26 protein-coding genes are annotated in these 24,155 nt (G+C 64.6%); 20 read left to right on the forward strand and 6 right to left on the reverse strand.

Annotation, left to right across the window (positions count from 1 at the left end):
* Positions 1–23 precede the first annotated feature (23 nt).
* The 3 genes from FJQ89_RS19615 to FJQ89_RS19625 are packed head-to-tail and all read left to right on the forward strand — an operon-like array spanning position 24 to position 2,258.
* Entirely contained in the window at positions 24–1,184 is a 1,161-nt protein-coding gene (locus FJQ89_RS19615) for a Do family serine endopeptidase (RefSeq protein ID WP_165829249.1), read from the forward strand.
* A 21-nt stretch (positions 1,185–1,205) separates the two neighbouring features.
* Positions 1,206–1,898 (forward strand): DUF2461 domain-containing protein, encoded by a 693-nt coding sequence (locus FJQ89_RS19620; RefSeq protein WP_141171391.1) that lies wholly within the window; start codon positions 1,206–1,208, stop codon positions 1,896–1,898.
* Between the two features lie 15 nt (positions 1,899–1,913).
* Positions 1,914–2,258, forward strand: a complete 345-nt coding sequence (locus tag FJQ89_RS19625; RefSeq protein ID WP_243136141.1) for a cupin domain-containing protein — start codon at positions 1,914–1,916, stop codon at positions 2,256–2,258.
* Between the two features lie 8 nt (positions 2,259–2,266).
* On the opposite strand, the gene FJQ89_RS19630 is transcribed toward FJQ89_RS19625, so the two are convergent.
* The 5 genes from FJQ89_RS19630 to FJQ89_RS19650 form a co-directional block, all read right to left on the reverse strand.
* Positions 2,267–3,307: an NAD(P)H-dependent glycerol-3-phosphate dehydrogenase gene (locus FJQ89_RS19630; RefSeq protein ID WP_141171392.1), complete on the reverse strand. Its 1,041-nt coding sequence runs from the start codon at positions 3,305–3,307 to the stop codon at positions 2,267–2,269.
* Between the two features lie 36 nt (positions 3,308–3,343).
* Positions 3,344–3,805 carry an SH3 domain-containing protein gene (locus FJQ89_RS19635; RefSeq protein ID WP_141171393.1) on the reverse strand — a complete coding sequence of 154 codons (462 nt, stop codon included), beginning with the start codon at positions 3,803–3,805 and terminating at the stop codon, positions 3,344–3,346.
* 178 nt (positions 3,806–3,983) lie between these two features.
* A complete protein-coding gene (secB, locus tag FJQ89_RS19640; RefSeq protein ID WP_010394167.1) occupies positions 3,984–4,457 on the reverse strand; it encodes a protein-export chaperone SecB in 474 nt (157 codons plus the stop codon).
* 160 nt (positions 4,458–4,617) lie between these two features.
* Positions 4,618–4,884 carry a glutaredoxin 3 gene (gene grxC, locus FJQ89_RS19645; protein WP_096233262.1) on the reverse strand — a complete coding sequence of 89 codons (267 nt, stop codon included), beginning with the start codon at positions 4,882–4,884 and terminating at the stop codon, positions 4,618–4,620.
* A gap of 31 nt (positions 4,885–4,915) precedes the next feature.
* Positions 4,916–5,332, reverse strand: a complete 417-nt coding sequence (locus tag FJQ89_RS19650) for a rhodanese-like domain-containing protein (protein ID WP_071079850.1) — start codon at positions 5,330–5,332, stop codon at positions 4,916–4,918.
* Between the two features lie 106 nt (positions 5,333–5,438).
* Here FJQ89_RS19650 and gpmA point away from each other — a divergent pair, with 106 nt between their 5' ends.
* The 17 genes from gpmA (at position 5,439) to FJQ89_RS19735 (ending at position 23,389) form a co-directional block, all read left to right on the forward strand.
* Positions 5,439–6,185: a 2,3-diphosphoglycerate-dependent phosphoglycerate mutase gene (gene gpmA, locus FJQ89_RS19655; RefSeq protein WP_141171394.1), complete on the forward strand. Its 747-nt coding sequence runs from the start codon at positions 5,439–5,441 to the stop codon at positions 6,183–6,185.
* A 76-nt stretch (positions 6,186–6,261) separates the two neighbouring features.
* Entirely contained in the window at positions 6,262–7,725 is a 1,464-nt protein-coding gene (locus tag FJQ89_RS19660) for a murein hydrolase activator EnvC family protein (RefSeq protein WP_141171395.1), read from the forward strand.
* Between the two features lie 33 nt (positions 7,726–7,758).
* Complete coding sequence (locus FJQ89_RS19665; RefSeq protein ID WP_141171396.1) at positions 7,759–9,252, forward strand: S41 family peptidase; 1,494 nt, start codon at positions 7,759–7,761, stop codon at positions 9,250–9,252.
* 8 nt (positions 9,253–9,260) lie between these two features.
* On the forward strand, positions 9,261–10,022 hold the full coding sequence (locus FJQ89_RS19670) for a HesA/MoeB/ThiF family protein (RefSeq protein ID WP_141171397.1): 762 nt from the start codon (positions 9,261–9,263) through the stop codon (positions 10,020–10,022).
* 93 nt (positions 10,023–10,115) lie between these two features.
* Positions 10,116–10,568, forward strand: a complete 453-nt coding sequence (gene gspG, locus FJQ89_RS19675) for a type II secretion system major pseudopilin GspG (RefSeq protein WP_099761000.1) — start codon at positions 10,116–10,118, stop codon at positions 10,566–10,568.
* Positions 10,569–10,580: 12 nt separating this feature from the next.
* The gene (gene gspH, locus FJQ89_RS19680; RefSeq protein WP_141171398.1) at positions 10,581–11,060 is read left to right on the forward strand and encodes a type II secretion system minor pseudopilin GspH; all 480 of its coding nucleotides are present in this window, start codon (positions 10,581–10,583) and stop codon (positions 11,058–11,060) included.
* Complete coding sequence (gene gspI / locus FJQ89_RS19685; RefSeq protein ID WP_141171399.1) at positions 11,057–11,440, forward strand: type II secretion system minor pseudopilin GspI; 384 nt, start codon at positions 11,057–11,059, stop codon at positions 11,438–11,440. Before gspH ends, gspI begins: the two co-directional genes overlap by 4 nt.
* Entirely contained in the window at positions 11,440–12,063 is a 624-nt protein-coding gene (locus FJQ89_RS19690) for a PulJ/GspJ family protein (RefSeq protein ID WP_141171400.1), read from the forward strand. The genes gspI and FJQ89_RS19690 overlap by 1 nt, the downstream gene beginning before the upstream one ends.
* A complete protein-coding gene (gene gspK / locus FJQ89_RS19695) occupies positions 12,060–13,034 on the forward strand; it encodes a type II secretion system minor pseudopilin GspK (RefSeq protein WP_141171401.1) in 975 nt (324 codons plus the stop codon). The genes FJQ89_RS19690 and gspK overlap by 4 nt, the downstream gene beginning before the upstream one ends.
* A 19-nt stretch (positions 13,035–13,053) precedes the next feature.
* Positions 13,054–14,283: a type II secretion system protein GspL gene (gene gspL / locus FJQ89_RS19700; protein WP_243136142.1), complete on the forward strand. Its 1,230-nt coding sequence runs from the start codon at positions 13,054–13,056 to the stop codon at positions 14,281–14,283.
* The gene (gene gspM, locus FJQ89_RS19705) at positions 14,280–14,813 is read left to right on the forward strand and encodes a type II secretion system protein GspM (RefSeq protein ID WP_141171402.1); all 534 of its coding nucleotides are present in this window, start codon (positions 14,280–14,282) and stop codon (positions 14,811–14,813) included. Before gspL ends, gspM begins: the two co-directional genes overlap by 4 nt.
* Positions 14,810–15,586 carry a type II secretion system protein N gene (locus FJQ89_RS19710; protein WP_141171403.1) on the forward strand — a complete coding sequence of 259 codons (777 nt, stop codon included), beginning with the start codon at positions 14,810–14,812 and terminating at the stop codon, positions 15,584–15,586. Before gspM ends, FJQ89_RS19710 begins: the two co-directional genes overlap by 4 nt.
* Entirely contained in the window at positions 15,583–17,817 is a 2,235-nt protein-coding gene (gspD, locus tag FJQ89_RS19715; RefSeq protein WP_141171404.1) for a type II secretion system secretin GspD, read from the forward strand. The genes FJQ89_RS19710 and gspD overlap by 4 nt, the downstream gene beginning before the upstream one ends.
* A gap of 10 nt (positions 17,818–17,827) precedes the next feature.
* Entirely contained in the window at positions 17,828–19,249 is a 1,422-nt protein-coding gene (gene gspE / locus FJQ89_RS19720; RefSeq protein ID WP_141171405.1) for a type II secretion system ATPase GspE, read from the forward strand.
* A 10-nt stretch (positions 19,250–19,259) separates the two neighbouring features.
* Positions 19,260–20,480, forward strand: coding sequence for a type II secretion system inner membrane protein GspF (gene gspF / locus FJQ89_RS19725; RefSeq protein WP_141171406.1), 1,221 nt, complete (start codon positions 19,260–19,262; stop codon positions 20,478–20,480).
* Positions 20,481–20,496: 16 nt separating this feature from the next.
* The gene (locus tag FJQ89_RS19730; RefSeq protein ID WP_141171407.1) at positions 20,497–21,057 is read left to right on the forward strand and encodes a type II secretion system protein N; all 561 of its coding nucleotides are present in this window, start codon (positions 20,497–20,499) and stop codon (positions 21,055–21,057) included.
* Positions 21,058–21,127: 70 nt separating this feature from the next.
* A complete protein-coding gene (locus FJQ89_RS19735) occupies positions 21,128–23,389 on the forward strand; it encodes a patatin-like phospholipase family protein (protein ID WP_141171408.1) in 2,262 nt (753 codons plus the stop codon).
* Here FJQ89_RS19735 and FJQ89_RS19740 read toward each other — a convergent pair.
* On the reverse strand, positions 23,362–24,135 hold the full coding sequence (locus FJQ89_RS19740; RefSeq protein WP_243136143.1) for a helix-turn-helix domain-containing protein: 774 nt from the start codon (positions 24,133–24,135) through the stop codon (positions 23,362–23,364). The two genes, FJQ89_RS19735 and FJQ89_RS19740, sit on opposite strands and share 28 nt — an antisense overlap.
* Positions 24,136–24,155: the final 20 nt, after the last annotated feature.

Below are 24,155 nucleotides of genomic sequence, written 5' to 3' on the forward strand. Positions count from 1 at the left end.
CCGGCTGACCTGGGCTGAGAACTATGCGACGATTCTGGTTATTGTTTGCGCAAACCGTGACGATCGCGTTGGCGCTGTACTTTGTGTACGGCGCGCTGCGCCCGGCCAGCCGGGTACAGCAGCTGGGCTCTGCGGCGAAACCGGTGCCCGTGGTGGAAACGGCGTCGAGCAGTCTGGCGCCCGGTTCCTACCGCGACGCGGCGGCGCGCGCCATGCCCGCCGTCGTCAACATCCTCACCCTGCAAGTGCCCAAGCGCGGCGCCCATCCGCTGGCGCGCGATCCCTTCTTCAAACGTTTCTTCGGCGAGCGCGACCCGGACGCCGAGGATGGCGAGGACTTGAAAAACAGCCTCGGTTCCGGCGTCATCGTCAGCCATGAAGGCTATGTGCTGACCAACAACCATGTGGTCGAAGGCGCCGACGAAATCGAAGTGGTGCTCACCGATGGCCGCAAGGCGCCTGCCAAGATCGTCGGCCTGGACCCGGAAACAGACCTGGCCGTGATCAAGATCAACCTCGACAAGTTGCCTGTCATCGTGCTGGGCCAGTCGGAACTGGCGCGCGTGGGCGATGTGGTGCTGGCCATCGGCAACCCGTTCGGCGTGGGCCAGACGGTGACCATGGGCATCATCTCCGCGCTGGGCCGCAACAATCTGCACATCAACAGCTTTGAAAACTTCATCCAGACGGATGCGGCCATCAACTTCGGCAACTCGGGCGGCGCCCTGGTCGATACGCGCGGCAACTTGATCGGCATCAATACGGCGATTTACTCGCAAAGCGGCGGTTCCGTCGGCATCGGCTTCGCCATTCCCGTCTCGACGGCCAAGACAGTGATGGAAGCCATCATCAAGGATGGCCACGTGGTGCGCGGCTGGATCGGCGTGGAAACGCAGGACATCACGCCCGAGCTGGCGCAAAGCTTCAACTTGCAGCGCACCAGCGGCGCCATCATCGCCGGCGTGGTGCGCAACGGCCCGGCCGACAAGGCGGGCATCGTGCCCGGCGACATCCTGCTGACGGTGGAAGGCAAGCCCGTGGGCGACACGACGGAAATGCTGAACCTGATCGCCCAACTGCCGCCCGGCGGAAAAGCTAAAATGACGGTGCTGCGCAAGAATCGCGAAGCGGCGCTCGACGTGATGGTGGGCAAGCGCCCCATCCCGAAAGAGCTTTCCAAATAGTTGCTGATCGGAATTTGACACATGCATGTGCGTGATTTGACCCAATTTTTACGTGAACTGAGCGACAACAACAACCGTCCCTGGTTTGTCATGAACAAGCCCCGCTACGACATCCTGCGCGAGGAATTCCTCGCGCTGGTGACGTCACTCATTGCTGAACTCGGCAAGTTCGACCCGGCCGTGAAATACTGCAATCCGAAGAAGGCCATGTTCCGCATCAACCGCGACGTGCGTTTCGCACACGACAAGAGCCCGTATAAAACGCGGTTTTCGGCGGCCATCGCGCCGAACGACATGCGCCGCCCCAGCAAGGCGGGCGGCCCCACGTATTATCTGCAGATCGATGGCCAGGGCAATTTGCTGTTCGGTGCCGGCGAATACATGCCGCCGCCTGGCCGCCTGAAGGCGCTGCGCGAACACATGGTCAACGACGCGCCAGGTTTTTCCAAAGTGCTGAAAAATAAGCGCTTGAAGGCCCGTTTCGGCACCATCCAGAACGAGGGCAAGTTGCAGCGCCCGCCCAAGGGGTTTGACGCGGATGCTGAACATATCGAATTCATCAAGCTCAAAAGCTTTTTTGTCTGGACCGAAGTACCGCTGCCCGTCAACGAACCGGAAAAACTGCTGCCGACCCTGGCGCAAGGCTTGCAGGATGCGTGGCCGCTGGTCGAGTGGATGCGCGGCGCGAAAGAGCCGGAGGAAGTCCCCGAGTAATTGCTGAAGGAGCACATGATGGCGCTGGAGCACGCAAGTTCAGGACAGGTGATCGAGGTACTGCGCAGGGATGGCGGCGACCTGTCGCAGTTTTCCGCCATTGCGCTGGCCAGGACGGACGAACTGGAATTGATCCGCATGTGCATGCCCAAGGGCAAGACCATGCCCGAGCATCATGTGCTCGGTGAAATCACCTTGCTGTGCCTGCAAGGGCAGGTGGCGGTGACGGCGCATGGCGGAGAGCAGGTGCTGGGGCCGGGGCAGATGCTGTATCTGCACGGCGGACAGGCGCATGCGCTGGAAGCGCGCGAAGACAGTCTGGTGCTGCTGACGATATTGATGGCCAAGGCAGGGCGTTAATTTCCCTGTCAGGCCACCTCGGCGCGCGGATCGCGCGACAGCAGTTGCTGCACCATCACGTGCGGCAAATCGCCATCGAACAGCACGCCGGCCACCGCGTTGGTGATCGGCATGTCGACGCCCATGCGGCGCGCCAGTTCGCGCACGGCCTTGGCGCACGGCACGCCTTCGGCCACATGACCGAGTTCGGCCACGATGGTGGCCAGCGCCTTGCCTTGCGCCAGACCCAGGCCGACCCGGCGGTTGCGCGACAGGTCGCCCGTGCAGGTGAGAATCAAGTCGCCCATGCCCGTCAGCCCCATGAACGTTTCCGTCTGGCCACCGAGGGCCGTGCCCAGGCGCGTGATTTCCGCCAGGCCACGCGTGATCAGCGCGGCGCGTGCATTCAGGCCCAGGCCCAGGCCGTCGGCCACGCCGGTGGCAATGGCCAGCACATTCTTGACGGCGCCGCCCACTTCCACGCCCACCAGGTCTTCGCTCGCATACACGCGGATGGTGCCGCCATGTAAAGCCGAGACGACGGCGCCGCGCAAGGCGGCACTGTGCGAGGCGATGGTCAGCGCGCACGGCAGGCCGCGCGCCACTTCCTGTGCGAACGAGGGGCCGGACAGGGCGCCGCCGGGGATCTTGTCACCCAGCACTTCCTGCACGATCTGGTGCGGCAGCAGGCCCGTGCCGCCTTCAAAGCCTTTACACAGCCACACCAGGTTGCCGATGGCCTTGTCTTTCAGTTGCTGCAGCATCGGCCGCAGGCCCGCCACGGGGCAGGCGGCGATCAAGAGGCCGTGTTCGCCGCTGGCATGCGCGACGGCGGCGTCGAAATCGGCGCTGATGCGCAGTTGCGGCGGCAAAGGGAAACCGGGTAGATAGCTGTTTTCGCCGCTGGCGGCTATGGCGGCCATGGCCGCGCCGTTGCGGCCCCACAGCAGCACGTCGTGGCGGCCGGCCAGGGCCATGGCCACGGCCGTGCCCCAGGCGCCGGCGCCCAGGATGGTGATCTTGCGGGCGGCGGGAATCATATCGGGAGTGACTTCAGGAGAAACTTGCATGCAACCTCAACGGGGCAGGGGGAACGGGCGCGGTGCTTACAAGCCCCACACTTCGCTGGTCTTGACGTAGCCGTTCTGGCCATCCTTGTGGCGCACCTTGACCCAGCCGGAACTCGGTTGCTCGCTCATTTCCAGCAGCACGCCCTTGTCGACGAGGATGATGGCGGAGGCGGTGTCATCGGGGCTGGCGCGAACCTTGAGGTTCGCGGCGCGCGCCACGACGTTGCGCTTGGCCGACAGGCCCTTGGCTTCGGTCCAGGCCATTTCGCCGCTGGCGTCGCGTACCTTGACCCATTCGCCGTAGCTGAGCACGACTTCCAGCGGCATGCCGCGTGGCGCCACGTACAGCTTGCCGCCCTTGGCGGACGGCGCGTCGTACAGGATCACGGGGTTTGCTCCCACCGTTTTGAAATCGACGGCGTGGCTGGCGGCGGTGGCCAGCAGCAGCACGGCGCCGGCGATCCAGCGGAACTTGCTCAAGAGCGCACTTTTCAACATGATATTTTGAACCTTAACGAAACACGGCGGCCAGGCCGCCGTTTCTTACCTGCAGTATAGAACACTCACAAAACCGTCGCGAGCGGCAGTGCATTGTGGCCGTGATGCTCGCTGTGCCGGGGCACAGCGAGCATCACGGCTTGCCAGGCGCGCCGCGCAGCAGGTTTGGGAGAGGTTCTTAGTGCGTTTCGCTGGCTGCTGGCGCTGCTGCAGCGGCGTCAGCAATAGCTTGCAGACGTTGTTGGTAGAACACTTCGAAGTTGATCTCGGCCAGGTGCACTGGCGGGAAGCCGGCACGGGTGATCACGTCGGCGATGTTGGCGCGCAGGTAAGGGTAGATGATGTTCGGGCAGCCGATTCCCAGCAGCGGATCGAGTTGATCGGCAGGAATGTTGCGTGCTTCGAAGATACCAGCTTGCTTGCCTTCAACCAGGAAAGCGACTTTATCGCCGACTTTGGCGGTCACGGTGATGGTCACGGTGGCTTCAAAGATGCCGTCGGCCAGAGGCGCCGCGCCCACGTCCAGAGCCACTTCGATCGCTGGTGCTTCTTGTTCCAGGAAAATAGCTGGGGAATTTGGTTGTTCCAGCGACATGTCTTTCAGGTAGACGCGTTGGATTTGGAAGACTGGTTGCAGGTTTTCGTCAGACATGGAACGCTTTCGTTGTAAAGGACAAGAACGGCACACCGTTCAAATATGGTGCTTGCGGTATTCAAACCGCGCCGGGTAGGCGCGGCTAGATCAGGTGCGAGGGCAATTGTATCAAAACAATACGACAAAAAACCAAGCAATTTCTCGAACCCGCTTTATATCAGGCTGCCGTGCCATTTAACAAGGGGTCCAGCTTGCCGGCTTGATCGAGCGCATACAAATCGTCGAATCCGCCCACGTGGGTTTCGCCCACATAGATTTGCGGCACCGTGCGGCGGCCCGTGCGTTCCATCATCTTGATGCGCTCTTCCGGGTCGAGGTCGACGCGGATCTTTTGCACGGTCACGCCCTTGGCTTCCAACAGGCGCTCGGCGCGCACGCAATACGGGCACACGGCGGTGCTATACACAATTACTGGGACAGTCATGATGATTCCTTAGGTTAGTACTGGCAGAGGCTTACTTGGCCAGCGACAAGGTTTTCAATGGCAAACCCTGCTTTTTCCATTCGTCGATGCCGCCTTCCAGGCTCGTTGCCTCGGCGAAACCAGCTTTGCCCAGCAGGCCGACGGCCGTTGCCGAACGCGAACCTTTCTGGCAAACCACTACAATGGGGCGCGTTTTGAATTTTTCCAGCTCGCCCAGGCGTTTTGCCAGTTCCGGCAGCGGCATATTTTTTGCGTCAGGCAAGTGGCCCGTGGCGAATTCTTCCGCGCTGCGCACGTCGACAATGATGGTCTTGCCGCGGTTGATCAGTTGCGTGACTTCCAGCACGGTCGCGCGTTTGCCGCGCATCGACAGCAGTGGCCAGAGGAGGGCGCCGCCGGAAATAATGACGATGGCAAACAGAAAAATGTGGTCGATAATGAATTTCACGTAGGGTCCAATGGTTTAAGTCAATCCGCGCATTATAAAATAGAAGCTGGACGAGGTCTTTTTACGTTTTGCTTTTTTGATTTGAACCCCTTGAGAAGATAGAACTATGTACAAAATCGTTTTCATGCGTCACGGCGAGTCCACCTGGAATCTCGATAACCGCTTCACCGGCTGGACCGACGTCGATCTGACGGAAAAGGGCGTCAACGAAGCCAGGGCCGCCGGCCAGATCCTCAAGCAGGAAGGTTTTACGTTCGACGTGGCCTACACTTCCGTCCTGAAGCGCGCCATTCGCACCCTGTGGCTGGCGCTCGACGAGATGGACATGATGTATCTGCCCATCAAGAACGACTGGCGCTTGAACGAGCGTCACTACGGCGCCCTGCAAGGCCTGGACAAGGGCGAGACAGCCGCCAAGTATGGCGACGAGCAAGTACTGGTGTGGCGCCGCAGCTACGACACGCCGCCGCCGCCGCTGGAAGCGAACGATGACCGCGCCTCGTTCAACGATCCGCGCTACGCCGGTTTGCCGAAAGCGTCGATTCCGCTGACCGAATGCCTGAAAGACACCGTGGCGCGCGTGATGCCGTCCTGGGACGAGGAAATCGCCCCGGCCATTCGTGCCGGCAAGAAAATCATCATCTCGGCCCACGGCAACAGCCTGCGCGCGCTGATCAAGATGCTCGATGGCATCAGCGACAGCGATATCGTCGGCCTGAACATCCCGAACGGCCAGCCGCTCGTGTATGAACTGGACGCCGACCTGAAACCGATCCGTCATTACTACCTGGGCGACCCGGCAGCGATTGCGGCAGCGCAAGCGGCCGTGGCGAACCAAGGGAAGGCCAAGTAACTTGTTGTCTTTCTTCCGCGGCACAGCAATCGCCCCCTCTGCTGAACGATCCCTGCCGGCGTGGCGCGCCGGTGCCATGCTGTGCGCAGCGCTGCTGTTGTCGAGCGGTGCCGCACAGGGTGCCAAGCCCACCGAACGCAGCAAGCAGAAAGCGGCCGCGGAAGCACAACGTGCTGGATTACAACAAAAGCTGACGGCGCTCAAGCGCGACATCAGCCGCACGGAAAGCGCCAAGGATGACGCGGCAGATACCCTGGCCGAGTCGGAAGAGGCCATTTCCAACGCCAACCGCGCCTTGCGCGACCTGGCGCAAGAGCAAAGCGCGACGGGCGTGAAACTCAATGCGCTGGGGCAAGAGCACCAGCAGCTGACGGCCACCGTCGAAAAACAAAAAGCGCAGCTGTCCAAATTGCTGCGTGAACAATATGTTGCCGGCAACGAAGACCGCATCAAGCTGCTCTTGTCGGGCGACAATCCGAACCGCATCAACCGCGACTTGCAATTGATGGCCTATGTGTCGCAGGCGCAGGCGCGCCTGCTCGACGCCTTGCGCGCCAACTTGCTGGCGGTGGAGAAAAACCAGGCTGACGTGCAGAACGCCAAGGATGAACTGGAAGAAATCGCGCAGGAAGAGCGCGACCAGAAGGCCCTGCTGGTGCAAGAGAAGGCGCGCCGCGCCGCCTTGCTGACGAGCCTGTCGCAGCGCCTGGTGGCGCAGCGCAAGGAAGTGGGCAATGTCGAGCGCGACGAACAGCGCATGGGCAACCTGGTCGACAAGCTGGCGAAACTGATCGAAGAGCAGGCTGCCGCCGCCGCGGCTGAAAAGAAACGCCAGCAATTGCTGGCCGAGCAGCGCGCCGCCGCCAAGGCCGCCGCTGATGCCAGGATCGCGGCGGAAAAACGCGAACGCTTGCTGGCCGCGCGCGCCAAGGCCGCCCAGGCGCAGGCCGAACGCGAACGCCTGGCGAAAGAACAACAAAACAAATCGGGCAAGATCAAGCCGCAAACGCCGCCAGCGCCGCCCGTGAAACTGGAACCGATCGACGACGACGAGCCGCCGCAGGTGGCCAAGGTGACACCGAAGCCGGAACCCAAGCCGGAGCCGGAGCCGGAACGCCCAAGCCTGGGCCCGGCCGCGCCGGCCGGCGCCTTTGCCAGCCTGAAAGGGCAGCTGCGCGCCCCCGTGGCGGGCAAGATCGCCGCCCGCTTCGGCAGCAAGCGTGGTGACGGCCCCAGCTGGAAGGGCGTGTTCATCCGCACCGGCGAAGGCAGCGAGGTCCACGCCATCGCCGGCGGCCGGGTCGTGTTTTCCGACTGGCTGCGCGGCTTCGGCAATTTGATCATCGTCGACCATGGCGGCCAGTACATGAGTATTTATGGCAATAACCAATCCTTGCTGAAACGCGTGGGCGATGCCGTCAAGGGCGGCGACGCCATTGCCAGCGCGGGCAACAGCGGCGGCAACGAGGAATCAGGGCTATACTTTGAATTGCGTCATCAGGGCCGCGCCTTCGATCCAGCCACCTGGGTGAAGTTTTAAGTTCCCCAGCGAATTTGTAGAGGCGAAGAATACATGGGTATCAAAGTCAAAAGTATCGGCCTGATCGGTCTGGGCGTGCTGGCCGGCATCGGCATGTCGCTGCAGTTCCCGGCCGTGGCGCAGAAAATCACGAATGCCCCGCTGCCGCTCGACGAGCTGCGCCAGCTGTCCGACGTCTTCGGCCTGATCAAGTCCGATTATGTCGAGAAGGTGGAAGACAAGAAACTCCTGACGGAAGCCATTTCCGGCATGGTCTCGTCGCTGGACCCGCATTCCGTCTACCTCGATAAAAATGCCTTCAAGGAAATGCGCGAAAGCGTGCAAGGCAAGTTTGTCGGCATCGGCATCGAAGTGAGCATGGAAGACGGCTACGTGAAAGTCGTCTCGCCCATCGAGGACAGCCCGGCCGCCAAGGCCGGCATCCTGGCCGGTGACCTGATCACCCGCCTCGACAATATCCCGCTGAAGGGCTTGCAGCTGGAGGACGTCATCAAGAAGATGCGCGGCCAGCCCGGCAGCAAGCTGGTGCTGACCATGTCGCGCAAGGGCGAAAGCCGCCCGCTGGTGTTCCCCATCGTGCGCGAGGAAATCCGCGTGCAAAGCGTGAAGGCCAAGATGGTCGCGCCCGGTTATGCCTGGCTGCGCATCGCCCAGTTTCAGGAACCGACCGTCGATGACATGGTCAAAAAGATCAACGCGCTGTATGCGCAAGACCCCAAGCTCAAGGGCCTGGTGCTGGACTTGCGCAACGATCCCGGTGGCGTCGTGCCGGGCGCTATCGGTGTGGCGACAGCATTTCTTCCGGGTAATTCCGTGATCGTTTCCACCAAGGGCCAGTTGCCGGAGTCGAAGCAAGTGTTTTATGGCCGCCGCGAATTCTATGCGCCGCCGGGCGCCAAGGCTGACCCGCTGGCCAAGCTGCCGGCCGCGCTGAAAACCGTGCCGCTGGTGGTGCTGGTCAATGCCGGTTCCGCTTCCGCCTCGGAAATCGTCGCCGGCGCCTTGCAGGATTACCAGCGCGCCACCGTCATCGGCACGCAAACGTTCGGCAAGGGTTCCGTACAAACCTTGCGCCAGATCACGGCCGATACGGCCGTCAAGCTGACGACGGCCCGCTACTACACGCCAAAAGGCCGGGCCATCCAGGCGCGCGGCATCGTGCCCGACTTGCTGGTCGATGAAACGGCCGAAGGCGATGGCTGGAACAGCCTGCGCATTCGCGAGGCTGACCTGGAAAAACACTTGAGCAGCAACGACGGCAAGCCGGAAGCGGCCAAGCCGACGATGGAAGGCAGACAGGATCAATTGGAAGAAGAGCAGCGCCTGATCGCCACGGCGAAAAAGCGCAAGCCGCTCGAATATGGCGCCAAGGATGATTTCCAGTTGCAGCAAGCCTTGAACCACTTCCAGGGCTTGCCGGTGCAGCTGGCCAAGGTGGACCCGAAGGCGGAGAAGATCGGCGCCAAGCCGGAAATTGCTTCCGACATCAAGGCCGATGACAAAAAGATTCCTGTGCAAAAACCGTAGTCGCCGCCATGAACGACGCCCAACTGCTGCGCTATTCGCGCCATATCCTGCTTGATCAGATCGGCATCGAAGGCCAGCAAGCCTTGCTCGATGCGCATGTGCTGGTGATCGGCGCGGGCGGGCTCGGCTCGCCGGCCGCCATGTATCTGGCCGCCAGCGGCGTCGGCAAGCTGACCCTGGTCGATGACGATACGGTCGATCTGACCAATCTGCAGCGCCAGATCGCCCACACTACACAGCGCGTGGGCCAGCCGAAAGTGCTGTCGGCGCGCGAAACCTTGACCGGCATCAATCCCGAGATAGCCATCGTCGCCTTGCAAGAGCGCCTCGATGGCACGCGCCTGGCTGAACTGGTCTTGTCCGCCACGGCGGTGCTCGACTGCACCGACAACTTCGCCACGCGCCACGCCGTCAACCGCGCCTGCGTGGCGGCCAAGGTGCCGCTGGTGTCGGGCGCCGTCATCCGTTTCGACGGGCAAGTGAGCGTGTTCGACCCGCGCACGGGCACGCAGCCCTGTTATTCCTGCCTGTTTCCGCAAGAACAGCAGTTCACGGACGAGGCGTGCTCGAGCATGGGCGTGTTCGCGCCGCTGGTGGGCGTGGTGGGCGCCATGCAGGCGGCCGAAGCGCTGAAACTCATCATGGGCGTGGGTGTATCCCTGGCGGGACGGCTGCTGCTGCTCGACGGTTTGCACATGGAATGGAGCAGCATGCGCGTCGCGCGCGACCCCGGCTGCGCCGTTTGCGGTGTAGTGGTCTTGCCGCTCTGAATAGCCCCGCACAAATTTTTCCCCATATGACAGGCTTTGTCATATTTCCGCTTTATACTCTGCACTCATTACTCACCTTCTTCTCTCTTTCTTATGCAAAACGCAGCAAACCATCCGATACGCCAGCGCCGCGCGCGCGGCTTCACTTTGATCGAAATCATGGTCGTGGTGGTGATCATGGGCATCCTCGCTTCGCTGGTGGTGCCCAAGCTGATCGCCCGCACGGGCGAGTCGAAAGTGGCGGCGGCGAAAGTCGACATCGCCACCGTGATGCAAGCCTTGAAACTGTATCGCCTGGATAACCAGCGCTACCCGACCACCGAACAGGGCCTGCGTGCTCTGGTCGAGAAGCCGACCACGGGTCCGGCCGCGAATGGCTGGAAGGCGGGCGGCTACCTGGAAAAGATGCCGAAAGATCCGTGGGGCAATCCATACCAGTTCCTGTCACCGGGCGTGAAAGGCGAAGTCGACCTGATTTCGCTGGGGGCCGACGGCCAGCCTGGCGGTAGCGGCGACGATGCCGATATCGGCTCCTGGGAACTGTAAGTTTTTCATTGCATGCCTGCCATGACCACCGGTCTGCGCCAGCGCGGCTTCACGCTGATCGAATTGCTGGTGGTGATGGTCATCATCGGGGTGACCCTGGGCCTGGTGTCGCTGAACGCCATGCCGAATGGCCAGCAAGCGCTGCAAAAGGAAGCCGAGCGCATCGCCCTGCTGCTGCAGCTGGCACGCGATGAAGCCATCGTGCGCAGCCGGCAAGTGGCGTTCGAGGCGGACGACAATCAATACCGTTTCCTGGTCCTCAATGAAAAGCTGTGGCAACCCGTGACGCAGGATGATTTGCTGCGCGAGCGCAGCTTCAGCAATACGCCCATGCTGCTCAGCGTACAGCCGTCGAACAGCGTGGCTCAGCCGCTGCGCATCATCTTCGGCCGCGAACCGGTCGACAAGCCTTTCGTGCTGACCCTGGCCAGCGGCGAGCGCAGCGTGGCCATCCGCGCCGATGGCATCGGCCACTTCACGGTCGAGCAATGATGCGGCTTCCACGTCATGGCCGCCAGCGCGGCTTCACTTTGCTGGAAGTCCTGGTCGCCCTCGTCATCGTCGGCACGGCCCTGGGCGCGTCCTTGCGCGCCGTCGGCAGCCTGACGCAGAACAGCGACGGCTTGCGCAGCGCCATGATGGCAACCTGGTCGGCGGAAAACCATTTGGTGCGCCTGCGCCTGGCGAAAACCTTCCCGCAGACGGGCAAGCGCACGGTCGACTGCCCGCAGGGCGATTTGAAACTGATCTGCGAGGAGGAAGTGGTGGCCACGCCGAATCCCCGCATCCGGCAAGTGCGCGTCAATGTGTACGACGTGCAATACCCGGCCCGGCGCATCGTGCGCCTGGTCTTGCTGGCGTTCAACGACTGATGGCGCGCCGCAATCACTCCGCCGGCGGTTTTACCTTGATCGAGCTGCTCGTGGCGATCGGCATCCTGGCCATGGTCGCTGTGCTGGGCTGGCGCGGCCTGGACAGCATCATGCGCTCGCGTGAAGTGCTGACCGGCCAGCTGGAACAGGCGCGCGGCATGCAACTGGCGTTTGCCCAGATGCAAAGCGATTGCGACCATCTGGCTGGTGCCGGCCAGAGCAATACCCTGCTGAATGGCCGCCTGAACTTGTCGGCGGAAAATGACCGCCTGACCCTGGTGCGCCTGGCCGCATCGGAACAGGAGCCGCAACAGTTGCAAGTGGTCACTTACCGTCTGCGTGGCGGCGTGCTGACGCGGCGCGAGTCGAACGGCACGCGCGACCTGGCCGTGCTCGACACCCTGTGGCAGGCGGCGCGCGACGATACCGATACCTCCAACGCCGACGTGGCCCTGATGCATGGCGTCGACAGCATGGTCATGCGCGGCTGGAGCAATGGCGCCTGGAACGTGCTGACGGCGGGCGCCACCATCTCCACGCAAGTGCCGGGCCTGGAAGTGACCCTGCAAATGCCGGGCCAGGATGCGGGCCTGTCCAAAGTTTTCTTGTTGGGGCCGGGATGAAGCCGTTTATCCGCCCCTCGCGCCAGCGCGGCGTGGCCGTCATCACGGCCTTGCTGCTGACGGCGCTGGCCATCACGGTTGTCGCCAGCCTGTTCTGGCAGCAGCAGGTGCAGGTGCGCTCGATGGAAAACCAGCGTTTGCGCCTGCAGACGCAGTGGGCCATGCGCGGCATGGTCGACTTCGCCCGCTTCTGGTTGCGCCAGGATAATCCCTCGCAGACGGCGCTGGACGGCGTGTGGGCCACGCCCATCGAGGAAGCGCGGCTCGACGATTACGTCGACCGCGAAAAGGTCGACACGGAAAAATTTGACGCCACCGTCTCGGGCCGCGCGCTCGATGCGCAGGCGCGGTTTAATATTAGCAACCTGGTCGCCGCCACGGGCGGCATCAATCCGAAGCAGGTGCTGGCCTATCAGCGCCTGCTGTCGAACCTGCGGCTCGATAGCGGCCTGGCGCAGGCGACGGCCGATGCCGTGCTGCGCGCGAAGCCGAAACCGCGCGCCAAGGACAGCGGCAGCGATGGCAAGACGCCCGCCGCCGCGCCCGCATCGGGCGGCAGCAGCGAGCCGGTGGCGTTCACGCAGGTCGAGGATTTGCTGGCCGTGCCCGGCTACACGCCGCAGATGATCGAGAAGTTGCGCGATTTCGTCATCATCTTGCCGGAACTCACGCCGGTCAACGTGAATACGGCCCCGGCCGAGGTGCTGGCGGCCGTGACGATGATGTCCTTGTCCGAGGCCAGCGCCCTGACCTTGAGCAATCCACGCAAAAAGTTTGTTGATTTGGCAAACTTCAAGAATAATATTAATGCCGAACTGATTGCTACCGTGGAACTCGACGTGAAGAGCCGCTATTTCCTGACTGTCATCCGCGTGCGGCTGGATCGCGCCGCCCTCGATGCCGTGGCGCTCGTCAATCGAAAAACGGATCCGCAGCGCACCACCAGCCTGGTCTGGTTGCGGGAAAATTAACCCCTGAAAGCGAGTCACTTTGACAATATTGTATATCCGTCACCCGGCCAGGGCGTCCATCGACAGCGCGCCAGCCTGCTCCTTCGTGCTGGCCGGCGACGGCGGCGCCCTGCTGCAGCAGGGCAGCGCGCCGCTGGGCAGCCTGGGGCAGCTGATTGCCGGCGCGAAGCAGGTGGTCTTGCTGCTGGCGGCGGCCGACGTGACTCTGCTGCGCCTGAAAACCCCGCCGCTGGCCGGCGCCCGCCTGCGCGCGGCCTTGCCGGGTCTGGTGGAAGAACATATCCTCGGTGATGCTCAGGATTGCCTGCTGGCCGCCGGTGCGCCCGATGCTGCCGGCATGCGCACGGTCGCCGTGGCGCAGCGCGCCTGGGCCGGGGTACTCGTGAAGGCTTTGCTGGCGCAGGGCGCGAGCAAGGTGGTGCTGCTGCCATCGCAGCTGTGCCTGCCCTTGCAGCCTGGCAGCGTGACGGCCTCCTTGCAGGCGGCCGGCGACGGCCTGGAACTGGCCTTGCGCCAGGCGCCGCAAGAGGGGTTGGGCCTGGTCTTGCCGGCTCAGCTGCAGCAGGCGCTGCTGACGACGCGCGCGTTTGCCGGCGACGTGCCCCTGACGGTCTACGTGGCGCAGGCCGAGCTGGCGCAATATCAACAGCTCGCTGCCGGCATGGATGGCGTGACGCTGGAGAGTGACCATTGGGCGCACTGGATCGCCGGCGCCAAGGGGGCGGGGCTGGACCTGGCGCCCGCGCTGGGCACGGCCACGGGATCGGCCACCGAATGGCGCCGCTGGCGCTGGCCGCTGCGCCTGGCGCTGCTGGCCGTGATCGTCAACCTGGCCGGCATGAATATCGAATGGATGCGCTTGAAGCGCGAGGCCGCCACCGTGCGCACCTCGATGCAACAAACCTTCAAGGCCGCGTATCCGAATGAAGCGCCCGTGTATGGCCTGGAAGCGGAGCAGATGCGGCGCAATATCGCCGCCGCCCGCCTGCAAAGCGGGCAGGCCAGCATGGATGACTTCACCAGCATGAGCGCAGCGCTGGGTGAGGCCTTGGGTGGGCTGGCCGGGCGCGGCGTGGTGGCGTCACTGGAATATCGCGAGCGCAGCCTGATCGTCACGCTGAAACCGGACATGGTCGACGCCAGCGTCCAGGCGCAGGTGCGCGATGGCCTGGCCGCGCGCAAGCTGGCCTTGAATGAAACGGCGCCGGGCGTGTGGAAGATCACGCCGGCCACGGGAGCAAAAGCATGAGTGCAGCAGTCAACCAGGCGCGCGCCGCATTGACGCGGCAGCAGCAGGCCGTGCAAGCCTTTTGGGCGGAACGCACGCAGCAGGAGCGCAAGCTGCTGGCCATCGGCGGTGTGGTGGCGGGGCTGGCCCTCGTCTACGCGGTGTTTTTCGAGCCAGCCTGGACGGGCCGCATCGCCTTGCAAAAGAGCTTGCCCGAGCTGCGCCAGAACGCGGCCCAGCTGCAGGCGCTGGCACGCGAGGCGGGCGAACTGGCGCGCCAGGCGCCCGTGCAGGTCGCTCCCATGAGCCGTGACAGCATAGACGCGTCGCTGAAAGCACGCGGCCTGGCGCCGCAATCGCTGTCGCTGACGGGTGAGTACGCGCGCGTGCAGTTGAACGGCGTGCCGTTTGCCAGCGTCATGCTGTGGCTGGACGGCTTGCGCCGCGAAGGCCGCGTGGCGGTGCAGGAAGCGAAGATCACGGCGCAGGGCAAGGCGGGGCTGGTCGATGCCAGCCTGACCCTGCACCAGAGTCCGGGCGCGGCACGATGAGGCGCTTGCTTGGCTGGCTGCTGGCCATCATCGTCAGCGTCTGCGTCACCCTGCTGGTATTTTTTCCGGCCGGCTGGGTTGCCGGCATCGTGGAAAAGCAGACGGGCGGACGTTTGACCTTGGGCGACGCGCAAGGTACCCTGTGGCGCGGCTCGGCCTTTATCGGCGGGGCGGCCAGCGCGAATGGCGCCGTGACGCCGCTGCTGCCGGGGCGCTTCAACTGGCGCATTTCGCCCTCGGTGCTGTGGGGATCGGCGGACGTGGAATTGCAAAACCCGCAGGCGCTGTCGCAGCCGGTGAACCTGCGCGGTTCGTGGTCGCACTGGCAGGTCAGCCCGGCGGCCCTGCTGCTGCCGGCCGATGGCCTCGGCGGCCTCGGCGCACCGTTGAATACCGTGGCGCCAACGGGCAGCATGCGCCTGTCGTGGAGCACCCTGCAGCTGGCCCTGGAGCAGCGGCAGTTTTCCGCCGTCGGCCGCACCACCTTGCAGATGACGGACATGGCGTCGCGCCTGTCGTCCTTGCGTCCGCTGGGCAGCTACGAGCTCGATTTCGATTGGCAGGGGCAGCAGGCGACGTTGACCTTGCGCTCCATCAAGGGACCGCTGCTGCTCGACGGCAGCGGCAGCCTGCAACAGGGGCGCATGCAGTTTTCCGGCCAGGCCCAGGCCGCAGCAGGATATGAAGAGACCTTGGCGAGTTTGTTGAATTTGCTGGGACAGCGCCGTAGCAATAGCGAAAAAAACATCATCGCCTTAGAGTTCAGACAATGAAAAAACCATCCGTGAGCCCCCATACCTTCTCCTTGTCGCTGCGCCGCCTGTCGGCCGCCGCCTTGCTGTGCTGTTCCGTGGCCGGCATGCCGGCACCCGCCTGGGCCGCGCCCGGCGATGAAGCGGCGCTCAATTTCGTCGGCGCCGACATCGAGTCGGTGATCAAGGCCGTGGGCCATTACACCAACATCAATTTCGTCATCGACCCGCGCGTCAAGGGCACGATCACGCTGGTGTCGGAAAAATCGATCAGCAAGACACAGGCCTTCGGGCTGCTGGCCTCCGCGCTGCGCCTGCAGGGCTATGCGGTGGTCTCCGGCGACGGCTACGCGAAAGTGGTGCCGGAAGCGGACGCCAAGCTGCAATCCGTGCCGACCCAGGTGGGCAACGGCGCCAGCCAGGTGAAGGGCGACCAGATCGCCACCCAGGTGTTTTACCTGAACTACGAATCGTCGGCCAACCTGCTGGCCGTGCTGCGCCCCCTGATTTCGCCGAACAACACGATCAACGCCAACCCGGGTAACAACTCGCTGGTGATCACCGATTACGCGGATAACCTCAAGCGCCTGGCGAAGATCATCGCCGCGCTCGACGTGCCCGCCTCGACGGACCTGGACGTGATCCCCGTGCGCTATGCCATCGCGTCCGACCTGGCCTCGATGGTCAATAAACTGATGGAAGGCGGGAATGCGGGGGCCGCCGCAGGGGCTGACGCTGGCAAGGTCTCCGTGCTGGCCGACCCGCGCACCAATTCGCTGGTGCTGCGCGCGCCGTCGGCGGCGCGCGCCAACCTGGCCAAGTCGCTGATCTCGAAGCTGGATCAGCCCACCACGCAGCTGGGCAATGTACACGTGGTGTACCTCAAAAATGCGGACGCCACCAAGCTGGCGCAAACCCTGCGCTCGGTGGTGACGTCGGACGGCACGGCCGCCACGGCGCAGCAGGGCGTCGGCAACCAGAACACGAACAACCAGATCAGCCAGAACAACAGCGGCATGAACAGCACTGGCCTGGGCGGCAATACGCAAAGCGGCAGCACGGGCGGCGCTTCGCTGAACAACGCGCCGCAGCAGCTGTCGTCCGGCGGCGCGGCCGGTTTCATCCAGGCCGATGCGTCGACGAATACGCTGATTTTGACCTGCAACGAAGCCGTCTACCGTAACCTGCGCGCCGTGATCGACCAGCTCGACGTGCGCCGCGCCCAGGTCTACATCGAGGCGCTGATCGTTGAAGTGACGTCGTCCAAGGCGTCCGAATTCGGCGTGCAGTGGCTGGGACTGTCGGGTGACAGCACCAGCAATTACCGCGTGGGGGCGCTGCAGTCGTTCGCTTCGGGCACCAGCAACAACATCGCCTCCATCGCCACGGGCGGCGGCAAGGTTTTGCCGACGGGTGGCCTGACGGTCGGCATCTTCAAGCAGATCAACGGCGCGCTGGGCCTGGGCGCCGTGGCGCATGCGCTGGAGTCGGACGGCAATGCGAATATCCTGTCGACGCCGAACCTGATCACCCTGGACAATGAACTGGCGACCATCAAGGTGGGCCAGAACGTGCCTATCCTGACGGGCCAGTACACCAGCACGGCCGGCACCAATACGAACCCGTTCCAGACCATCGACCGCAAGGAAGTGGGCCTGACCCTGAAGGTGCGCCCGCAGATTTCCGAGGGCGGCACGATCAAGCTGGGTATCTATCACGAGACGTCGAGCGTGGACAAATCCACGTCGACGGCCGTCAGCGGCATCACCATCAACAACCGCGTGATCGAAAACAATGTGCTGGCTGACGATGGCCAGATCATCGTGCTGGGCGGCCTGATCGAGGACAGCACAGGCGACAACGCGGAAAAAGTGCGCGGCCTGGGCGACATTCCCCTGATCGGCAACCTGTTCAAGTACCAGACGCGCGAGCGCAAGAAAACCAACCTGATGATCTTCCTGCGCCCGGTCATCGTGCGCAACAAGGAGCAGAGCGGCAGCCTGGCGGCCGACCGCTACGACTACATGCGCTCGGCCGAGACGGCCGCCGTGCCGGCCACGGGCAACCTGATGCTGAAAGACCTCGGTACGCCTGTGCTGCCGGCCCTGCAGGATGGCCAGCCGGTGGGCGGCAACATGGTGACGCGTCCCGTGCCGCCGGCGCCGACGCCGCCGCCAGGCGCGCCGGCCAACGCGGCCACGCCGCCGCAGCCGCTGCTGCAGCAGTACCAGCAGCAACAGCCACAGAAGTGATGGGACAGCCATGAGCAATCTGCTTCCCTACGCCTACGCGCGCGATTTCGGCCTGCTGGCCCGGCCCGGCGCGGTCGATGGCGCCCCGGTCGACGTGCTGGTGGCCGCATCGACGGCGCCGGCGGCCATTGCCGAAGTGTCGCGCCGTTTCGGCCAGATTCAATTGACGGTGCTGCCGCGCGGCGAACTCGATGCGGCCATTGCCGGCGCCTACGCGGGCGGTGGCGGCGACGCCTCGCAGATGGCCGATGAATTCGACGCCGACCTCGATCTCACCAAGCTGTTGCAGGACGTGCCGGCCATCGAGGACTTGCTCGAATCGTCCGACGACGCGCCCGTCATCCGCATGATCAACGCGCTGCTCACGCAGGCGCTGCGCGAAGGCGCGTCCGATATCCACATCGAGCCGTTCGAGCAGACCTCCGTCGTGCGCTTCCGCATCGATGGCAGCCTGCGCGACGTGGTGCGCCCGCGCAAAGCCATCCACGGTTCGCTCATTTCGCGCATCAAGATCATGGCGCAGCTCGACATCGCCGAAAAGCGCTTGCCGCAGGACGGCCGCATCACCCTGCGCGTGGGCGGCAAGCCCGTCGACGTGCGCGTCTCGACCCTGCCCACCGGGCATGGCGAACGGGCCGTATTGCGCCTGCTTGACAAGGAAGCGGGCCGCCTCGATCTGCAGCACCTGGGCATGAGCGCGCCCATGCTGAAACAGTTCGATGGCCTGATCACGCAGCCGCACGGCATCGTGCTCGTCACCGGTCCCACCGGTTCGGGCAAGACGACGACCCTGTACGCGGCGCTGTCGATGCTCAACGCCACCACCACGAACATCCTGACGGTGGAAGACCCGATCGAGTACGACCTGGCCGGCGTGGGCCAGACGCAGGTCAATCCGCGCATCGACATGACCTTTGCCAAGGCGCTGCGGGCGATTTTGCGGCAAGATCCCGATGTGATCATGATCGGCGAGATCCGCGACCTGGAGACGGCGCAGATCGCGGTGCAGGCATCCTTGACGGGCCATCTGGTGCTGGCGACCCTGCACACGAACGACGCCTCGGCGGCCGTCACGCGCTTGCTGGACATGGGCATCGAGCCGTTCCTGCTGTCGTCCTCCTTGCTCGGTGTGCTGGCGCAGCGGCTGGTGCGCAAATTGTGCGGCTCCTGCAAGACCTTCGATGGTCAGTACTGGCAGGCGGTCGGCTGCGAGCAGTGCGGCCAGACCGGCTACCAGGGCCGCGTGGGCGTGTACGAGCTGCTGCGCACGACGGAGCAGATTCGCGCACAGATCCACAACCGCGCCTCGGAAGCTGAGGTGCGCGCCGTCGCCCTGCAGGACGGCATGACGAGCATGCGCGACGATGGCGAACGCTGGCTGCGCGACGGCACCACCACGCAGGCCGAGTTGCTGCGCGTGACCAAAGACTAGGCCCGCCACCATGCCCGCATTCCGTTATGAAGCCGTCGACGCTCAGGGCGCCACCCGCAAGGGCGTGCTCAATGCCGACAGTCCCCGTTCCGCGCGCGCCGAGCTGCGCGTGCAAGGCCTGGTGCCGCTGGCCGTCGAGCCGATCGCCGCCCAGGTCGACGCCGCCGGCGTCACCAAGCGGCGCGGCTTCGGCGAGCGCCTGTCCAGCACCGAGCTGGCCCTGTTTACGCGCCAGCTGGCCAGCCTGCTGGAAGCGGGCCTGCCGCTGGAGCAGGCGTTTTCCGCGCTGCTGGAACAGGCCGAGCGGCCGTATCTGCGCGACCTGATCGCCTCGATCCGTTCGGAAGTGATCGGCGGCGCCGCGTTTTCCGACGTGCTGGCGCGCCATCCGCGCGATTTCGCGGAAATCTACCGGGCGCTGGTGGCCTCGGGCGAGCAGATCGGCCATTTGTCGCGCGTGCTGTCGCGCCTGGCCGACTACATCGAGCGGCGCAATGCGCTGGTGCAGAAGGTCAAGCTGGCGTTTACCTATCCGGCCATCGTCACGGTGGTGGCGTTTTCCATCGTGATCTTCCTGCTTACCTACGTGGTGCCGCAGATCGTTTCCGTATTCGCCAACACCAAGCAGAAGCTGCCGCTGCTGACGGTGATCATGCTGGCGCTGTCGGACTTCGTGCGCCAGTACGGCATCGTCGTGGCGATTGCCCTCGTCGGCGCCTGGGTGGCCTGGCGCCGCGCGCTGCAGCAGCCGGCCTTGAAACGGCGCTGGCATACCTGGCTGCTGACGGCGCCCTTGTACGGCAAGTTCGAGCGCAGCCTGAATACGGCGCGTTTCGCCAGCACCCTGGCCATCACCACGGGCTCCGGCGTGCCGATCCTGCGCGCGCTCGACACCAGCCGCGATACCTTGACCAATGTGGCGATGCAGGAACTGGTGGCAGAAGCCAGCGGCGCCGTGCGCGAGGGCGTCAGCCTGGCGCGCGCGCTGTCGGCGCAAAAGCATTTTCCGCCCATGCTGATCCACATGATACGCGCGGGCGAAATCACGGGCGAGCTGCCGGCCATGCTGGAACGTGCCGCCAGTGCGCAGGAGCAGGACCTGGAACGCCGCACGCTGACCATCGCGGGCCTGCTGGAACCGGCCCTGATCCTGGCCATGGGCGTGGTGGTGCTGCTGATCGTGCTGGCCGTGCTGATGCCGATTATCGAAATCAATCAGCTCGTCAGATAAGAAACTCAAGGAAGCCATGAAGCGTTTGCCTCAATTTACAAGTTTGCTCGCCGTCGTGGCGCTGTCCGTGTCGCTGGCCTACTGGGCCATGCAGCTGCTCAAGGCGCCGCAGCGCCCCATCAATCCACCCGCCGTACCGGTGGTGCAGGATGCCAGCGTGGAGGCGGGCGCTTCGCTGTTTGGCGGCCAGGTCAGCGTGGCCACGGCCAGCAACTACCAGCTCAAGGGCGTGGTAGCGGCCGGCAATGGCCGTGGCAGCGTGGCCATCATCGCGACTGACGGCAAGCCGTCCGTGGCCTTGCCGGAAGGCGCCGAGGTGGAGCCCGGCGTGACGGTGCTGGAAGTGCATGCGCGCCATGTGCTGCTGCGCGATGGCGGCGTGAGCAAGCGCATCGACCTGGTGGCCGACGACAAGGCGCTGGCCTTGCCGGGGCAAGTGTCAGCCAGCCCGGCGCCTGCCCCTGCGCCGGCAACGAATCTGGTGCCGCCGCCGCTGCCGATGGAGCAGCAGCGTCCGGCGACCATGATGCCGGCGCCGCCGCAGGTGGGCAGCACCGGCACGCCGCCGTCAAATTGAGCTGATTTTCGGAATCACCCCATTACCACCATGCTGATGGCGACGTGCCGCCATCGCGACAGGAGTCCTCATGTTTTCGATTCGTGCCGTCCTGGCAGCAGGCTGCGTGGCGGCGCTGTGCGCCTTGCCGCAAGCCGGCGCCGCCGCTGATGTTCCCGCCGCCACCGTTGCCTCCGCTCCCGCGCTGGTCGCGCCTGCGTCCGTAGCGGCGCGCCCGCGCATTGCACTGGTGCTGTCGGGCGGCGGCGCGCGTGGTCTCGCGCATATCGGCGTATTGAAAGTGCTGCAGGAGCTGCATGTGCCGATCGACATGGTGGTGGGCACCAGCATGGGTGGCGTGGTGGGCGGCGCGTATGCGGCCGGCGCTTCCGTGGCGGACCTGGAAAAGATGGCGCGCGAGACCAATTGGGCGCGCGTGGTGGCCGACCGGCCACCGCGCGACGAACTGGCGTTCCGCCGCCGCGAGGAAGATTTATTGCTGCCGTCGCGCATCGAGTTTGGCATCAGCCGCAACGGCATCTCCACGCCGCCGGCCGCGGCCAGCAATGCGGCGCTGGAAATGGCGCTGAACCGCCTGCTGCCGGCCGGCATGCGCGACCGCCCCGCCAGCCAGCTGCCCTTGCCCTTCCGTTCGGTGGCGTCGGACCTGGTCAATGGCGAGCTGGTGGAACTGGTCGACACGCCGCTGTTCCTGTCGATGCGCGCCTCGCTGGCCGTGCCTGGCGTGTTTGCCCCCGTGCGCGTGAATAACCGCCTGGTAGTGGACGGGGGCCTGGTGCGCAACCTGCCCGTCGACATGGCGCGCGCCATGGGTGCCGACATCATCATCGCTGTCAACGTGGGCACGCCGCTGGCGCCGGAAAAAGACCTGGGCAGCGCCATCGGCGTGGCGCAGCAGATGCTGCAGATTCTCACGGAGCAGAACGTGCAGCGCTCGCTCAAGGAATTGCGTCCGCAGGATATCCTGGTGGCGCCGGATCTGACGGGCGTCAGCTTCCTCGATTTCGAAAACTATGCGCGCGCCATGCGCGCCGGCGAACAGGCGGCGCAGGCGCTGGCCGCCCGCCTGGCACCGCTGGCCCTGCCGCCGGAACAGTATGCGGCGCGCGAGCAGCTGCGCCTGGCGGCGCCGGCCTTGCTGGACGTGGCCCTGCCGCTCACGCGCCTGGCTGTGGAGAGCGAAGGCGACATCAATCCGCGCATCCTGCAGGCGCAATCGGGCCTGGTGGAAGGGCAGGCCGTCAGCCAGGAGGATGTACTCAAGGCGGCGGCCAGGCTGTATGGCCGGGGCGACGTGGCGCGCGTGGAGACGGACGTGGTCGATGCCGGCGACCAGCGCACGGTCAGCGTCAAGGCGGTCGAAGCGCCATGGGCCAGCAACCGCCTGCGCGTGGGCCTGGAGCTGTCCAGCGATTTCAGAGACAGCAACAGCTTCGCGCTGAAGCTGCTGCACGTGCGTTCGAATCTGAACAGCTGGGGTGGCGAATTGCGCAGCATGGCGCAGATCGGCAATGCGCGCGGCTATGGTGTGCAGTTCTGGCAGCCGCTGGGCGCAGGCAACCCGTGGTACATCGCGCCGCAGCTGCAATACACCTCGTCGGCGATGGATGTCTTCGACCAGGGCCGGCGCAGCGCGCGCGTGGCGTATAGCGGCCAGACGGCGGCGCTGGTGCTGGGACGCGAGTTCGGTACCTGGGGCGATTTGCAGTTCGGTGTCACGCGCACGGAGATCAAGGGCAAGCTGGCGATACCGGCCGATCCCACGCAGCCTGAGTCGCGTGGGCTGGGCACCACCCAGTTTGTCGAGTTCCGCGTCGATACGCTCGATTCGCCGGGCTTCCCCACGCGCGGCGCGCTGCTCGATGCGACCTGGACGCGCGCCTCGACCACGGGTTCGGGCGAGGCGGCGCTGGGCCGCTCTTCGCTGACGGCATTGAAGGCTTTCGGTTACGGCAACTGGGCCGGCCACGTGTATGGCGAATGGGCGCGCGCGCAGCGCGGCGAGGCACCACTCAGCCTGGGCGGCTTCCTGCGCCTGTCCGGCACGGATTCTCAATCGGTGAGCGGGCGCAGCATCGCCCTGGCGCGCGTGGTGATGGCGCGCCGCATCGCTTCCCTGCCCAGTACTCTCGGCGGCGCCGTGCGGGCCGGCTTTTCGCTGGAAATGGGCGGCGGCTTTGACCAGAACGAGCGCTGGAAATCCAGCAAGTTCACGCAGGCCAGCAGCGCCTTCATCTCCGTCGATACGCGTTTCGGCCCCGTGTACGTGGCCTCGGGCGCATCGAAGGGCGGCGAGAGCACCTTCTATCTGTTCCTGGGACCCGTTTGGTAGCCGGCGGCGGCCGTGCTGCGGCGCAGAGCCGTGAAGGCGGCAAATTCCCATGAGCGAAACCCCAGCAGCAGGGTAAAGCCATCGCGCTCGGCGGGCGCGAGGCGGCGGTCGTTCTGGTGCAGCCGCGCCAGTTCCTCGGCCAGCTGGCGGATCTTTTGCACCAGTTCCTGCGCGCTCGACAGCGACAGGCGCGCCGGGATGCACATCAGGGTTTCGCCGGCACCGTCAAAATGCCCGCTGAAATAATCGGCTACCACATGTTCGCGGAAGTACTGCTGCACCGGGCCGTCGGCCAGCCAGTGGAAGGCGTTCGAGACGCGCAGGCTGTAGCGGTTCAGCGGCTTGAGTTCGATCAATCCCAGCCGGTCCAGTTCGGCCAGGCAGACTATGCACTCGGCCTGCGTCAGCGCATACGTTTCCACCACCTGCTCCAGGCTCCAGTGGCCGAGGCAGCAGATCGCCACCAGCAGCAGGCGCGGATGCGCCACCAGCGACTTTTCCTGCACCAGGGTGAGCGTGTCGGCATGCGGCGTGATGTCGGCCGCGCCGCGCAGCACGTCTTCCATGGCGATGCCCGAGGCCTTGCAGATCAGGGCCAGGCGCGAGAGCGACATGTCGTGCTGGCCAAACATGCGCTTGACGCTCGATTCGCTCATGGCGATGCGCTCGGCCAATACCTTGTACGTGATGCCGGCGGCGCGCAATTGGGTGCGCAGCACGCGCAAAACCAGTTCAGGTGAACTCACGAGATATCCTTTTTTACAAG

It is taken from the genome of Janthinobacterium tructae (assembly GCF_006517255.1).
Classification (GTDB): Bacteria; Pseudomonadota; Gammaproteobacteria; order Burkholderiales; family Burkholderiaceae_D; genus Janthinobacterium; species Janthinobacterium tructae.